This is a genomic window from Paenibacillus baimaensis (assembly GCF_025567575.1).
The window spans coordinates 227,987-243,147 of record NZ_JAOQIO010000084.1 but is presented as its reverse complement, the minus strand read 5'-3'; the positions used below and the strand labels follow the sequence as shown (position 1 = coordinate 243,147).

Below are 15,161 nucleotides of genomic sequence, written 5' to 3'. Positions count from 1 at the left end.
AGCTGTAGGACTTGTATCCGCAAATGATCTATTTTACACTGACTTGTGATTTATTAATCGCTTCATCATCATGACCTAGATCTGTTACACTAAGCATCAACAAGGGGGCATCATGCATGGAGAAAAATAACGAGAATCATCAACGTCCAACGATCGCTTTAACGGGAGCGGACGAATATATAGGATATAACCTGCTCAAGCAATTGTCAGGACAAACCAAATTTATCGCATTATCCAGACATGCCGACCAACGAGAGGATAGGGAACACGTGGAGTGGCGGTCCTGCGACTTTTTCTCTATGGATGACGCGGAGAAAGGTCTTGAGGGTGCGGATTACGCCGTATATTTGACTCCTTCCATGCTGTCCACCGCCATGCTGACACAGGCCAAATTTGAGGATATAAACGTCATTCTTGCTGAGCATTTTGGACGCGCGGCTCAAAAGAATGGCGTGAAGCAGATCGTGTATTGGAGCGGCCTTGTTCCACCTGATACGAAGAAGAGCGCACTTTCCCGCCACATGCGTAGTCGGCTTGAGGTGCAGCAGATCCTTGAATCCTTTGGAATTCCAGTGACGACGATTCGTACAAGTCTGATTGATGAGCCTGAGAACTCATCGCTCTCCGAAGTGCTGAACGCGTTAAAGCACAGTATTGGCAACGAAGAGCTGTTCGGAAGAACGATGGATATCGGAGGGCTCGATGTCACGACCTATGAGGAAATGCTCAAGCAAACAGCCGAGGTGAAACGCATAAAGCGGAAGCAGACGATAAAATCCGATGTACGTTCTGTTCAGCGTATCCTTGTGCCGGAAGGTAGGAACGCCACCTGGGCTGCCGCCTATTATTTGTCCTGGCTGTCGAGTTTCGCCAAGCCCTTGCTGAGGACCGTAATCGATGACTCCGGGGTATGCCGTGTTTATATTGTATTCGACCGAAGGCCGCTGCTGGAGCTGACTTATTCCTCACCAAGAAGCACGTCGGCGTGTGCTGTATACCAGATTACCGGCGGCACGTTCGCAAATACCAAAGAGTCGCACCACGGAAGGCTAGAGTTTATGCAAATTCCAGGCACACAGGAATGTATCGTTGCGATTCACGATTATATGCCCTCCTTGCCCTGGTTCCTATACAGATTCACACAGGCCACGGTACATATCTGGGTGATGTACGCCTTCAGGAAAAATCTGCTTCGTCTCATCCGCCAACCTAACCTTTGACACTCCCAAGAGTCGCATCTGCTGCGGCTCTTTTTTCGTCGTATCCAGACATTTCTTTCACATTTCAGCAGTTGACATTTTTCATTTACACTTGTAATATCAAATTCAACAGGTTATATTTACATTCGTAAATGAATGATCATGAGAAAGGATGATTCCATTATGAGCACGATTCCCAAAATATCGGAATCCGAGTGGGAAATTATGAAAGTCATTTGGAAAAGCAGCCCGATCACCTCAGAGCAAATCCTGCTTCAGCTGCCCGATGAGATCCAATGGAGCGAGCAAACTGTTCGTACCTTTGTGAACAGGCTATTGAAAAAGAAAGTAATCGGCTTTGAGAAATCAGGAAGAGGTTACAAATATCACCCCCTATTTTCAGAAAAAGAATGCGTTAAGGCGGAAAGTCAGTCTTTTATAAAAAGAGTTTTTGGTGGTGTCGCAGGCAGTATGGTTACCAATTTTTTGGAGGAGGCGCATTTGTCCGATAAGGAGATCGAGCAGCTGCAGAAGATTTTAACGGACAAGCAGGATAAAGCCGATAACAAACCACAGGCATAATGAAGCTGCCCAAGTACATGTAAAGAGGTAAACCTATGGATATTGTATGTAACATTTTTGTCTGGTTTGTGTATGCGACCTTTGCGGCAAGTATTGTTGCCTTGTTGGTGATATCGATTCAGAAGTTATTTCACCGTTATATGAATGCCCGCATTCGACATGCGTTATGGTTGATTGTGTTGATCCGATTGCTGCTGCCTGTTTTTCCAAACAGCGACGTCAGTATTTTTAATATGGTGCCGTTCGTAACCGAATTGAGTAAGGCTGCTGCCGGTATCGTTTCTTTTGTGCAAATCGATCTATCTAACAATGGAACAAGAACCAACCAACAAGATGAATTACTTCCCAATGATAACAGCAGGTTAAGTCAGGATTACTCTAACATGGAGCCAACTCTATCTGCACAAAGGATGAAAGATCCTGAACCTGCTACTGTACAATCACATGCTCTCGGTTTAAAAATCATTGCGTCTGTATGGCTTATAGGCGTAGTTACCATCCTTACCTACCTGGTCTATTGCATAATGAGGATGCGACAAAAATTCCGTACCCTCCGATTGGTAACCGATTCTTCGATCATGCAGGTTATGGATGATTGCAGAGCGAAATTCGGCATTTCGTTACCGATCCCAGTATACACAGGCAATTATGCGATAAGTCCCTATATCTCAGGGGTGATTCATCCTTGGATCTATTTACCGGAAGCAATCGGCAAGGAATTGAGCCCCTCGCAGATTTCGCATGTCTTGTCTCATGAATTAGCCCATTATCGAAGAAAAGATATGATTTGGAATACAATCGGAAGCTTTATTCTTGCGATCCACTGGATGAATCCTTTGGTCTGGATTTGTATCAGGATGATGAAAGCTGACAGAGAACTCGCTTGTGATGCTTACGTATTGGAGGTTCTGGGAGAAGCAGAGGCTGTTCCGTATGGGTTGACGATTATTGAATTTCTCAAGCGATTTTCTGCCAAACGAAATCAGCCGAACCTGCTGTATTTTCATGAATCGAACAACCATAACCAAATCGTTAGGAGGATGACAATGATCAAGTCTTTTAAAAAAGGCTCTTATAAAATATCAGCGATTGCGATCATAGTCATGGCGATCCTGGCTGCTGTGACGTTAACGAATTCTCACAATCCGCTCCTGGCGATCAGTACGGATAACACACTTGCAGCAGCCGAAACGGCTATGAAAGATCGAATTCTGTTTGATTCCCCATTCCGTGATTATAATCGATTGGACAAGGCTGCTCGAGTTGCCGATTTTAAGTTTAAAGTCCCTGACTTTGTGCCTGAGGACTACAAATTTGAGAGCGTACACTTGAAAGCGAAACAACCTGAAGAAAGCAAGTTAACCCAGGCATCATTTTATTACGAAGCTCGTAAAGGAAACAAACATTATGGAAATTTTGAATTAAACGCGGTGTATGGTGGAAACGGACTGGAAGCCGCTTATGCGAAAATTGAGCAATCCGAACAACAGCTTAAAATAAGTGAATTTGAATTTGAAATAAAGAAAGACCCCATGATCATTGATCAAATGGACGCTTTAAAAGTGACAGTAGGTTCAGAAAAGCGAGAAAAGCTGTACTATATATGGCAGGACCAGGATATCCAGTACCAACTTCATGGGAGCGTTTCAAATCAAGAGCTCCTTATGATGATAGAATCCATGAAATATCCTGATGAACAGATGAATGAACGTTATACAAGCGACTATATGTTGAACATTCAAATCTATGATACGGATGATTTACAGCAGGCTCCGGAATTAATCGGATTTACACCTAAATTTCCGCTGCAGCTATTCGGACAATTTCAAGCAATGAATGCTTTTGTCACCAAAAAGGTCAACTTCAGCTTTCCAATAGACGATGAGGATAAGAATACAAGACTTCTCAGTATTAGATACCAAAAGACTGACAATAACAATCGTAATGTAAACAGTTTTAATCTCAAGCAAATCAAAAACGGTCATACGTATCAAGATATCAAAAACAACGGATATGTTGACTTCTATCGTATAGACGGGCAGAAGCATGAAGTCAAGGTAAGCCCCATAGAGGTAGCAGGAATGGAAGTGCTCCAAACAGAGAAGTACAAAATCGACGGTCCATTAAGTAATGCGTATGAGACGGATTTGGTAAGCTATTTCTGGATAGAAAATGATGTGTGCTTTCAAGTGATGTTTAAGGAAAATGAATCACAACACAATGAGATTGTAGCTTACTTGATAAACGCAAAGGCCGCAGACCTTAACAATTTGAAGTAGACATATAAGGCCTCATTGAGTAGCCTATATAAAACTAAGCAGCGTGGAGAGAAGAGAATCTCTATGATTACCAATGAAGGTGTGTTGCACCTTTTATGACAACAAAACTATGACAAGCAACTCGAATAGAACTAAAGTAAGGATTGCAGCGTCACTAGGCCCAAAAAATGCGCGATGTACTCCGGGATTAGAAACTCTTAAATAAATATGGGCTGAATCACAATTTACAATTACACCTTCGTAAACATGACCGTCTATTGTCTGAATACGAACTGAACGATTAACATGAGAACTGCAGATATGATGTATACGATTACGAATTGTTCTTAATGTGTGTACTACACCCGGGTCTGCCTGATATAAAACCTGATGATGTGTTGCTGGATATTGAAAACTCATTAACATGACCTCCATAATGTTTCATAATTACTTCGTTCCATATTATGCGAGTACCTAGTCCTAAATTCGTTCTTTGCTATTTTTGTTATGGGGGCGTGGTTTACAGTATTTCTAACCACGCTTCGTTTATTAGATTCCCATCCCCGAGATGAGGAGCTCGTATAATTAAGCAAAAACGTCCAGTGCTCTACACAAGAGCATTGGACGTTTCACGTTGCCAGATCAGGAAAACGAATGAACAAGCGGGTACCCTTACCCTGCTCACTCTCCATACATAAGCCGTATTTCTCTCCGAATACCAGCTGAATTCTGCGGTGCACATTCATCATGCCAATCCCGCCATGCCCCTTGCCACCAGACAGATTGGATTCAGCCAGTTGGTTCGTATCCAGCTGACTCTGCAGAACAGCAAGACGATCAGGAGCTATGCCCACTCCGTTATCCTCAACCACCATCACCAAATCATCGTCCTCAATCCAGGCATCCAGCCGAATAAAATGATGCTCCTCCAAACCATCCGCAAAGGCATGTTGAAAAATATTTTCAATTAAAGGCTGCAGCGTCAGCCTGACTGTTTTCTTCAAAAAGAACTGTGGAGGTATCCGCACATCCAGCTCAAACTCCCGACCGATGCGATGCTTCATGATCGTCATATAATTGAGCACATGCTTTAGCTCATTCACGATAGCCGTCTCTTCAATATCGGTTTGTACGGAATAACGAAACATGGAGGCGATGGCATCAACAATTTCGGTGATTTCTTCGGATTGCTGGATTACAGCGTAGCAAATAATATTTTCAAAAGTATTGTACAGAAAATGAGGATTGATTTGCAGCTGCAGGGATTGCAATTGCGCCTTTTGATGCTCCAGCTCGGCGTCCTTTTTACTTAATTCAGTGCGGTATAACGTATCCATCAGCTCGGATAAGCTCACAACCATCAAATTATATCGTTCAATCAGCTCATCCAGCTCATTACGAGTTCGAAGCTGCGGGATTTTGACCCAATTGCCCTGCTCGGTTTGGCGCATGCCCTTTTTCAATATCTGAATCGGCTTGGTAATGTTGCGGCCAAATCGGTACGATAGCAGCAAAGCGATCAGCAGTGTAATGCCTCCCACCCAGATGGAAGACATCCGAATACTCGAAAGCGGCTCATTAATATCTGCAGTCGGCATCGACACCATCAAATTCCAGCCGGAGTATGCAGACTTCAGACTGACCACCATTCGCTCCTCACCACCGGATGCATCGATGAACGATTCCAATGGGTTCGACTCCAGCTTACTCAAAAGCTGCTTGTCAACAAAGCTGCCGATCTGCTTCTTATCCGGATGATAAACGATCCGTCCCTCATTATCGACAATGGAAAAGAACCCGTTGGGTCCAAGGTTGATCCCTCGCCATAGCGTTGAAAATTCATTCGATTTGATCTCAATCGCCAATATCCCTTTGAATTCGTTAAACACCTCACCGTGGATTTTTCGTGCCAACGTAATAAACTGATTGCTGCTCCCGGCAAACACGCTATTGTTAATAATCGTCAGATTCCCCTGCGCATCGGCTTCTTTATCCAGCTCCTCCAGTGTAACCTCAGGCAGCGGATCGGCAATCGGCTTCAGCGCCGGATTCTCATAATACACCCAGTTATGGTTGTAATCGATCAAATATACCGTCATGATCTCAGGAGATTTGATGAACAGCGGATCAATCACATTAACCTTCAGCTTATTCGTAAACTCATAATACTCGTAATCTCCCTGTGGAGGCGCATCGAGAAATTTTTTAACGTCCGTATTGGTGAACAGAGATAGATGGGCCCGCTCATACAATTTCAAATACAAATCGGTATGATTGACCGCATTCGAGACGATTTCCTTAAGATGCTGCTCATTCTGCTCACTAAGCTTCTTGGACGAAATATGATAGGAGAAAAATCCGATCGAAGCCGCGGTGATGATGACAACAGATGCAATATAGGCAAAAATACTTCTGGCGAGCGTTGGCTTCATTATTTGATTCCCATCATATGTCGGTATTCCAAGGGCGACAATCCGGTGACCTTCTTAAACATGCGTGAAAAATGCGGATAATTCTCATAGCCTACCTCGTAAGCAATATCGTTAGTCCGATAGTGCGGAATTTCCAGCAGCTTTTTGGCCAGCTCGATTCGTTTCATAATCCGGTATTGAACGAAGTTTTCCTTGTGCACCTTTTTGAACAGCAGGCTTAGATAAGGCGGCGTAATCCCGAGATATTCGGCCACATCCTCAAGCGACAAGTCTTTCGTAATATGAGCATCCATATAGTACTTGGCCTTCTGCATCAAATCCTGTCCACCCCGCTGTAGGGTCAGCTCATCAATCATTTTCAGGATCTGTATTTGAAGCTGTGCAAAATATTGCAATTTATCGGCAGCGTCCGAGATTTCCTCACCCTGCGGGTGAAAGCCTTTGACGGATAAACGTTTCTTGAGCATCGTCAGGCAGTCCTTCAACAGCTGAATGAAATCCGAATCGGAGGTCGAGGCCGTACTGCAATACGACCTTAACTGCTCCAAATGCAGCTCAACCTCCTCAATCCGCAAGGCCCAGATCGCTTCGACAATTTTGTCGATCCATTCCTCATATCGAGATATGGAAAATACAGCATGATGGCTTTCGTACACAAGCTTATCCAGCAGGCTATGAATTTTGGAGGGGATAAACGGCTTCAGCACATACTCCTTAACCCCATAGGAGATGCAGGCTTGCGCATATTCAAAATCACTGTATCCGGATATGATCACCTTTTGAATCAAAGGGTATTTCTCATGAACCTGCTTGCATAGCTCAAGACCATCCAGCTTAGGCATCCGGATATCCGTAAACAGCAGCTGAGGCATCGATTCCTCAATCATTTGGAGCGCTTTCAAGCCGTTACTGGCTGTTCGAATGGAATCAAAGGTATGCGAATGCTGCTTCAGCATGACAACAAGACCTTTGAGTATAAGCGGCTCATCATCTACAACCAGAATATGCTTCATGTGCCGTCCTCCATTTTGTGCAGGGATCAACGTATGGATGTATTAGTCTCCCATGATGACGCCGGATTTCTGATTATAACGGTCAGTTGCTTCTTTTATGATATCATTCCCGCCCTTGGATTTCCATTCCTCCAGCACCTTCGGCCAATCGGAAATCGGTTCCTTGCCGTATACCATTTTCAGCATATGATCCAGAATAACCGGCGGCATATCCGAGAACTTGATACCGGCATCCGTATACTTGGCGCTGGCTGCGAGCTCAGGCTGGAACGCAATTCCGTTACGACCTTCCTTCGTTACAATGGTATCGAACTGCTGAACCAGCTTTTTACCATCCTCTGTCGTATTGAGCAAGGTCCGATTCAAGGCCGTATCTTCAACCAACCTCAGCATAACGGAACGGAATTGCTCCTCCAAGGTACCTTCCGGTGTCGTCGGCTGCTTGTAGGCTACCTTGCCATCCTTCATCGTATACGTGTCGCCCTCAATACCAAAGTTGAAGAATCTGTCGCCCGCTTCGGTAATCATATAATTGTGAAATTTAACGATGGCTGCCGCCTTTTCTTTGCTGACCTTGCTGTTAATATAAGAAAGTCCGCCCGTGTAGCTGTATTTCATCATGCCGCCTTTGCCGTCATCCCCTACAGGTGAAGGTATGATGATGACCTCGGATTTGGCATTCGCAGGCTTTGTGGTGTTAATCCAGTTCAACAGCAGATTGGCATTATGATTCCAGACTCCCGATTTACCGGCATTGATATTATTTGTCCATTTGTTACCGTCCAGACTGGCAAAATCCTTCGCCATTAAGCCTTCGTCATACATCGTCTTGTACACCTGCAACGCCTTTTGCATGGCTTCGACCTTGAAAAACTTAGGAACAACCTGATCGCCGATTTTTTCAAACATCGTGCTGTAAGGCATCACATCATAGGCACCGAAAATCACATCGGAATATACAAAATCTTTGCGGAAGGCAAATGGTTCAGCAACCCCGTTCTTTTTCATTGCGCGCAGTACATTCAGAAGATCATCGACAGTTTTTGGCGCTGGCAGCCCCGTCTGATCGAGTAGATCCTTACGGATAAACGTTGCACGTCGGGTGGAAGACGATAAGTATTCCGGGATCGCATAGATTTTACCGTTGTACTTGACCTCGTTCCAGGCTTCCTTCGGAATCGCTTTCAATAAATCCTGTCCATACTCCTTCAGCAGATCATCCAGCGGCATAAACAATCCGCCTTTAATCGCTCCGCTCATATCGGGTCCTTCCGGAAACATGCCTTGAATGGTGTTCATTACGTCCGGAATGTCGTTGCTGGCGAACATCAGGGCTGTCTTGGGCTTGAACTCCGCATGTGGAACCAATCGGATATCCAATTCGGTATTCGTTAGCTCTCCCAGCTTCTTGACCCATTTGTCCTTGTTGATGTCCGTACTAGCGAGTGCATACTTGTTTAAGGAATCGCTCATCGAAATCGAAATTTTGACTGGTCCCTGCGGTTTGTTGTCTGCTGCTTTGGGTGCAGCCGGGCTGGAGCAGCCTACTATTGTAACACATGTCAGCGATGCGAGCATACCTGCTTTTTTCCAACGTTTCATTGTATATGTTCCCCCTACGAGTTAATGAGTGGCTTCGACATGATCTTAACGCGAATGCTGTAACTGGAACATCGGTTTTTTTAAGCTCTGTTGATCTTTATTATAGTAGTGCACGGAATCATCCATCCTGCACGGTTAAGATTTAATCGATCCGATCAGCATCCCTTTAATAAAATGCTTTTGCAGAAAAGGATATACGAGCATGATCGGAATCGTTGCGATTACGATGACCGCCATCTTCAGCCCTTCCGGTGACAGGTTGGCGACATCATTGGCCGTATTCGCCAAATCCGATGAGTCGGTAATAACGAACTCTCTCAGCTTGACCTGCAAAGGAAACAAGGCCCGATTATTGATATAATACATCGCATTGGAGTAATTGTTCCACAAGGCAACCGAATAAATAATGCTCATCGTTGCCATCGCCGGCTTGGATAGAGGCAAAATAATGCTCCATACGGTACGCAGCTCCCCTGCTCCGTCGATTCTCGCCGATTCAATCAATTCATTTGGGATGGAAAGGAAAAACGAGCGCATCACGAACAAATTGAATGCACTGATCGCTCCGGGCAGCATCAATGCCCATAGGGTGTCCAGCAAGCCTAAAGACCTAACGAGCAAATAATTCGGAATTAACGGCGCATGAAATATCATCGTAATCAAAACCAGCAGCAAAATAAATTTCCGTTCCCTATACTCATGTCTTGAAAGAGGATAGGCCAAGCTCGCAGTCATAATCAGATTGATCAAAGTCCCACAAACGGTAATAATTACACTGATCCCAAAAGCTCTCCAGATCGCAGCCTGATGCAAAACGGTTGCGTAGTTCGCCATGGTAAACTCCACTGGCCATAAAATCACTTTGCCTGTGCTAAGCGCAACCGAACCACTCAGTGATTGCGCGATAATATTCAGAATCGGCAGCAGCATCGTCAAACTAATCAGTAATAAAATCAATGGATTGAGCAGCGCCAATCGACTTGTTTTGTTGGATGGTGACACGGGTTAGCCTCCCAAAAGTTTGCTTAGCAAACTGACTTCATATTTATGCACTGAGTTTTATATTGTAGTTAATTGTCCAAAGGACACCTTGGACAATCTCCTTTTTTCCTAATCTCTACTCTGCCTTATAGGCTCGGCCGCGCAGCGCCCCCCTCACCATACGCTCCTCACCACACTCTCCACATCGAACCTTTAATACAATCCCTCACCCGTTGCTCGCTTACTAAACGTATTCGCCGTAACAATCAGAACAAACCCAATCACCGATTTAAACAACCCAATCGCCGTCGTATAGCTGTACTCCCGTTGAATGAGTCCCACCCTGTAAATGTACGTATCGAGAATATCCCCATTTGAATTCGTCAGCGGATTCAAAAACACAAATACCCGCTCAAAGCCGAGATCCAGAAAATTCCCGATCTGCAGCAAAAACAAAATTGTAATTGTCGTCATAATCGAAGGAATCGTGATGGAGATCGTCTGTCTCCACCGAGTCGCTCCATCCATTTGCGCAGCCTCGTACAGATCGGGGTTGATACCGCTCATGGCGGCCAAATAAATGATCGTGCTCCAGCCCGCATCACGCCAGATTCCCGAGCTTACGATAATGGTACGAATATGGGAGTCCTCACCCATAAAGTAGATCGGCTCCTGTCCAAACCAGGTAAGGACGTGGTTCACCACACCACTGGTCGGTGACAAGATTTCTATCACAATCCCACCAACAACGACCCATGATAAAAAATGCGGCAAATACACTGCTGTCTGGACAAATCGCTTATAGAGCTGATTACGCAGCTCATTCATCATTAAAGCTAAAATAATCGGAATCGGAAACCCAAAGACCAGCGTGTAAAAACCGATAGCCAATGTATTTTTCAAAATTCTCCAAAAGTCTGCGAACTCAAACATACGCTGGAAATTAGCCATGCCTACCCATTCACTTTTCCAAATACCCTCAAAAATGCTGTAGTTCTGAAACGCCATCATCGAGCCTGCCAGTGGAATATACTTAAAAACCACAAAATAAATAATTCCCGGAAGCGATAGCAGATAAAGAATTTTATACCGATTGTAGTAGGTTAACAAACCGTTTTGCTTCAATTTTCGAGTTTCCCTCACGGACTCGGTCTCCGCCTCCGTATAGCTCACATTCACACATCCCATCGTTGTTGTTATATGTGAATCTTACAGCAGGGGTCTGAATAGAGGGAGTCCGTAATTTAAACATACTTATCTTTTTTTAAGATGGGTGTTAAGAAATTAGGGGGGGAGATTGCATACGGTAAAATGAGTGAATGAATCGCAGACGAAATTCAGGGGCATCTCCACTGGTAAACTGGACGTTCAATGCCCAATTGTACAGGGGTACCCCCGAACGAATAACATACTTCAACTCAGCAAATCCTCGGGAATAAAAGCCATATACGTCAGCTCCGGATCAGACGATTTCATATAAAACAGAGCAACCTTCGTACCATTCTCATCCATGTATAGAACGCCGTTATCGTTGGTCATTCCATCCAGCACTTCTGGAGCAGGGGCTTTTCTTGCTTGGGAGGATAGCAAAACCTCATCGTATTTATCCGTAATCATGACAGTGCCCTGGAGCCCCGGATCGACAGTATCCAATATGGATTGTAAAGGGGCCGCCTTGAAGACAATAACTATCGTTGCATCCGGTCCGGTTGGGTCCGTCAACGGCAGCGATTGAAAAAGAGCCAGCCCAGTTCCCTTAAAGCTATCCTTGGAGGTCTGTCCGATATGAAGGTAGTTCTTGTTCTGGTACGATTTGATAAGCTGATGCCAGGTTGAATACTTCATGGAGGTGTACAACCGGGTGGAAAAGAACTGTTCAGGCGTGTCCACAGCTTGTGTACTCACGATTGCATGATTGCTTTTGGCGTACATGTACACATCCAGTATGGAGGGGTTGGCAGCTTTATACCTGTTCAAGCTTTTCATCACAAGCTCGGCGGCGGGCTTCTGGCTGACTGGTGAAGGATCCTGAGCATACAGATAATCCCGAACATTCGGGTCAGAAGCAACTCGCAAGTATACTCGATTCATCTGCTTGATTTCATTGTCCATGGTCTGCTTCACTTGCATTAGCACTCTCATCGTTTTCTCTTTTTTTTCATATTGCATCATCTGAGAGGAAACGAAGTGAACCGCCCCACTAACGATAAGTAATATTAGACCTAATCCTCCTATTAACAGCATCAGCTTCAATATTGGTTTGTTTGACAACATGCTGGCCATGCGCATATCTATTTACGATCCCCTTTTTTGAAAGCGTTATCAAAACGAAGCTTGATTCTTGTACGATCAAACGATGCTGGTCATCATTGGATGTGAAGTACGACGATTTCTATGATCTCTAACACCGCACTCCACACCACTATACACCGCTCTACGTTACATAGAAGTTAGTTACTTCACAATATATTGTAGAACATTATGAGCACTCTAGCAATAACTAGTTAGTCATCCTTGGTACCAGATTGTGGCATTAACATTTTCTTGAAAATTGTTCAAACTTTATTCACTTATTATTGTTTAGATACTATTTACAATTCAAACACAAAGTGATATATTTCGTACAGAAACATTTCGTTAGCGAAATGTTTAAGGAAAAACTATAGAGATAAGGTGGAGTTAAAAATGAAAAACAGAAAACCATGGATGGCTGCAATACTTTCTACTGCATTATTATTTAGTGGTGCCCTTACTTTAGCCCCGAAAGCATTTGCGGATGACGATGATTACCCAGTCATTGAAAGAGTAAAAGCACCTTTGGATAGACAGCAATACATAACAGATCGTTTAAACAAGCTGATTACGATGACAGTAGCGTTTTCGGATAAAGATTATGTAGATGTGCAGGATGCTTTGCTTAATGGGCAGACATTAGCTCAAGCTTCCAGTATCGACAGCTCATTACTGGGCGAAAAGTTGAGAGCATGGATAGATCAGGATCTATCCAGTACTTTGCAAAACTATTCGGTCACTAATGAGCAGTTAGCAACATTGAAATCCGATTTGTACAATAGCATTCAAGTCGCTCTTTCCACACCAGGATATCAGGTTGCCAGTGTCAAAGGCGGATTTAATTATGATACTCTTATGAATACACTTATGAAGCAATTGGAGAACAAGGCTGCAGCTATTTCAGATGAAGATTATGTGGATGTACATGATCGTGTACTCAAAGGAAGCTCGCTCGCAGAGGCTACCCTTCTCGATCAAAGCTTTTTAAGGGATGCACTGGTCAGTCCGATTCTGCAAGAGCTTGATAAGGCGGTTGCCGCCAATCTGCTAACAGCTGATGAAGCTGCGAAGCTGAAGGATCAAGCAAACAACTCCATTTTATCTGCCGTTTCCTTGTCCAATGGGATGGATGTAAAGAAAGACTCCACATATGATACACAAGCATTCATTAACAAACATTTAGCATCCATCTTTAACGATGCTTTCCTGATTACCAATACTGAGGATCTTGAGTATGATGAACTGAAAAGTGCTTATAAACAAGGTGGCAGCCTGACAAGTCTTACTGCAACATCAGCTGATGAGCTGGCATCCCGTATTTTGAACTTATGGAGTAGTGATATACATGCTGTTTCAGATAACCTGTCCGCACAAGAAGCGGCTGAATTCCAACAGAAAGTGACGGATGCCATTAGAGCAGCTGTTAACGCTGCCGGAAAGTAATCCGAAGCCCTGTATGAGAGTTCACTTTAATCAGAGCTTCTCATACATAACGCAACCACAAGCTGACAAAAAGCCGAAGCATCCTTTAAAAAAGTAAAGGGGCTCCGGCTTTTTTGAACTATTTGTCTACGCTTTTTGGAACATCGGAATTGCATAGCTGCTTCATACGGTCTCCTCAACATGCTATAACGATGTGATTTTGTAAATCAATTTACCTTGCCTTTATAGGTCCCTGTGTTAGTTATCCTTACGTGAACAATGATTTTGTTCAAAGTATCTTCTTTTAATACCAGTTGGTTTTCGTCAGAAAATTTTTTCCATATTTTATATTTTTTTTCATAAAGTTCTCCCAGCAAGTTCAGAATATCCGTCTGCTTCGAAACTCCCTTTAAATAGGTCGATTTTATTTCTTCTCGAACAACCGCTTCCGCTTCCTGCTCCATCTTCTTTGTAGATGTGTTTTGGACCATTTCATCTACATAAGCTTGGACCTCAACGGTGATATTAAAGCGCAATTCCCCATTTTCAAGGTAAGTCTCTATACGATGTTTAGGCAGCTTCAGGACTAGTGCCGCGATCGGGTCCCCATTACCGGGAATATTAACGATCGCACGTTTCATTTTTTTATATAGCCATCTGGCTCCCTTGAGATCGTCACCGGAAAACCAACCTCTCAGTTCTTGCGTATTCACCATGTAGGCTCCGTCCACTTTAAACATTGATTTTTTCTTTTGATCCTCCGTCCAGCTATCGTCTACGGTGGCAAGCGATGGAAGCATTGCCGTCCTTCCGGGTTCGCTCACTTCTGCGATAAGCCTGTAACCATACTGGGGAGGAATAAAGGACCTTTGAGAATAGCTATCTTCCGGGGTATCCATGATGCTCTCTAATGGTGAAAAATTGAAAATTGATTTTTGCGTAAGGATCTTGGTCATGGGCTCTTTCGTACCGTATACTAAAATGTTATATCTAACCTCACGATAACGGTTTATGGCGTCATAAGCATGCTTAACCGAATCTGTCGCATTAAGCATTCTATCACTGAAAATGATCGCTCTGACATGTCCCCAGTATACTCTTACCTGTGAGGTCGCATAGATCGATGATAAAGCTTCGCTGACCGTTTTCCCCTCTCCTCTGCCTAACCACACGGGTACATTTTTACCAATTTCGAAATTTTCACTCTTGGCCACATTACTAAAATTTAGTGTCTGTACATGGACAATAAAATTACCTTCCTCATAATCCAGACCAATAGCTGTTACATAGACCATATTTTGAATAGGCTTGGAATCCCAGCAGCCTGACTCCAATAGGAGTACAGCCAGTATGAGAACCCATTTTATGCTTACAGCCACG

Annotated in this window: 11 protein-coding genes; 4 read left to right on the top strand and 7 right to left on the bottom strand. The window is 43.9% G+C overall.

Annotation, left to right across the window (positions count from 1 at the left end):
- Positions 1-116: 116 nt before the first annotated feature.
- The 3 genes from OB236_RS20255 to OB236_RS20245 all read left to right on the top strand — a co-directional run bounded on the left by OB236_RS20255 (position 117) and on the right by OB236_RS20245 (position 4,060).
- Positions 117-1,220 (top strand): NAD(P)H-binding protein, encoded by a 1,104-nt coding sequence (locus tag OB236_RS20255; RefSeq protein WP_262685625.1) that lies wholly within the window; start codon positions 117-119, stop codon positions 1,218-1,220.
- A gap of 162 nt (positions 1,221-1,382) precedes the next feature.
- Positions 1,383-1,781: a BlaI/MecI/CopY family transcriptional regulator gene (locus OB236_RS20250; RefSeq protein ID WP_076228944.1), complete on the top strand. Its 399-nt coding sequence runs from the start codon at positions 1,383-1,385 to the stop codon at positions 1,779-1,781.
- Positions 1,782-1,816: 35 nt separating this feature from the next.
- On the top strand, positions 1,817-4,060 hold the full coding sequence (locus tag OB236_RS20245) for a M56 family metallopeptidase (RefSeq protein WP_262685624.1): 2,244 nt from the start codon (positions 1,817-1,819) through the stop codon (positions 4,058-4,060).
- Between the two features lie 608 nt (positions 4,061-4,668).
- Here the strand turns inward: OB236_RS20245 and OB236_RS20240 are convergent.
- From OB236_RS20240 to OB236_RS20215, 6 genes are all read right to left on the bottom strand, one after another.
- Positions 4,669-6,471 carry a cache domain-containing sensor histidine kinase gene (locus OB236_RS20240; protein WP_262685623.1) on the bottom strand — a complete coding sequence of 601 codons (1,803 nt, stop codon included), beginning with the start codon at positions 6,469-6,471 and terminating at the stop codon, positions 4,669-4,671.
- Positions 6,471-7,484 carry a response regulator transcription factor gene (locus OB236_RS20235; RefSeq protein WP_262685622.1) on the bottom strand — a complete coding sequence of 338 codons (1,014 nt, stop codon included), beginning with the start codon at positions 7,482-7,484 and terminating at the stop codon, positions 6,471-6,473. The genes OB236_RS20240 and OB236_RS20235 overlap by 1 nt, the downstream gene beginning before the upstream one ends.
- A 42-nt stretch (positions 7,485-7,526) precedes the next feature.
- Positions 7,527-9,086 (bottom strand): type 2 periplasmic-binding domain-containing protein, encoded by a 1,560-nt coding sequence (locus OB236_RS20230; RefSeq protein WP_076228939.1) that lies wholly within the window; start codon positions 9,084-9,086, stop codon positions 7,527-7,529.
- Positions 9,087-9,221: 135 nt separating this feature from the next.
- On the bottom strand, positions 9,222-10,088 hold the full coding sequence (locus tag OB236_RS20225; RefSeq protein ID WP_262685621.1) for a carbohydrate ABC transporter permease: 867 nt from the start codon (positions 10,086-10,088) through the stop codon (positions 9,222-9,224).
- A gap of 192 nt (positions 10,089-10,280) precedes the next feature.
- Positions 10,281-11,240 carry an ABC transporter permease gene (locus tag OB236_RS20220; protein WP_408638497.1) on the bottom strand — a complete coding sequence of 320 codons (960 nt, stop codon included), beginning with the start codon at positions 11,238-11,240 and terminating at the stop codon, positions 10,281-10,283.
- A 240-nt stretch (positions 11,241-11,480) separates the two neighbouring features.
- Complete coding sequence (locus tag OB236_RS20215) at positions 11,481-12,209, bottom strand: cache domain-containing protein (protein WP_262685620.1); 729 nt, start codon at positions 12,207-12,209, stop codon at positions 11,481-11,483.
- Positions 12,210-12,752: 543 nt separating this feature from the next.
- Here OB236_RS20215 and OB236_RS20210 point away from each other — a divergent pair.
- On the top strand, positions 12,753-13,802 hold the full coding sequence (locus OB236_RS20210; protein ID WP_262685619.1) for a hypothetical protein: 1,050 nt from the start codon (positions 12,753-12,755) through the stop codon (positions 13,800-13,802).
- 206 nt (positions 13,803-14,008) lie between these two features.
- Here OB236_RS20210 and OB236_RS20205 read toward each other — a convergent pair whose 3' ends face one another.
- Entirely contained in the window at positions 14,009-15,160 is a 1,152-nt protein-coding gene (locus OB236_RS20205; protein ID WP_262685618.1) for a Ger(x)C family spore germination protein, read from the bottom strand.
- Between the last annotated feature and the right edge of the window lies 1 nt (position 15,161).

Bases quoted from the DNA above. Each gene is read 5' to 3' on its own strand.
- OB236_RS20255 (WP_262685625.1), top strand. From the start codon at position 117: ATGGAGAAAAATAACGAGAATCATCAACGTCCAACGATCGCTTTAACG.
- OB236_RS20250 (WP_076228944.1), top strand. From the start codon at position 1,383: ATGAGCACGATTCCCAAAATATCGGAATCCGAGTGGGAAATTATGAAA.
- OB236_RS20245 (WP_262685624.1), top strand. From the start codon at position 1,817: ATGGATATTGTATGTAACATTTTTGTCTGGTTTGTGTATGCGACCTTT.
- OB236_RS20240 (WP_262685623.1), bottom strand. From the start codon at position 6,471: ATGAAGCCAACGCTCGCCAGAAGTATTTTTGCCTATATTGCATCTGTT.
- OB236_RS20235 (WP_262685622.1), bottom strand. From the start codon at position 7,484: ATGAAGCATATTCTGGTTGTAGATGATGAGCCGCTTATACTCAAAGGT.
- OB236_RS20230 (WP_076228939.1), bottom strand. From the start codon at position 9,086: ATGAAACGTTGGAAAAAAGCAGGTATGCTCGCATCGCTGACATGTGTT.
- OB236_RS20215 (WP_262685620.1), bottom strand. From the start codon at position 12,209: ATGAGAGTGCTAATGCAAGTGAAGCAGACCATGGACAATGAAATCAAG.
- OB236_RS20210 (WP_262685619.1), top strand. From the start codon at position 12,753: ATGAAAAACAGAAAACCATGGATGGCTGCAATACTTTCTACTGCATTA.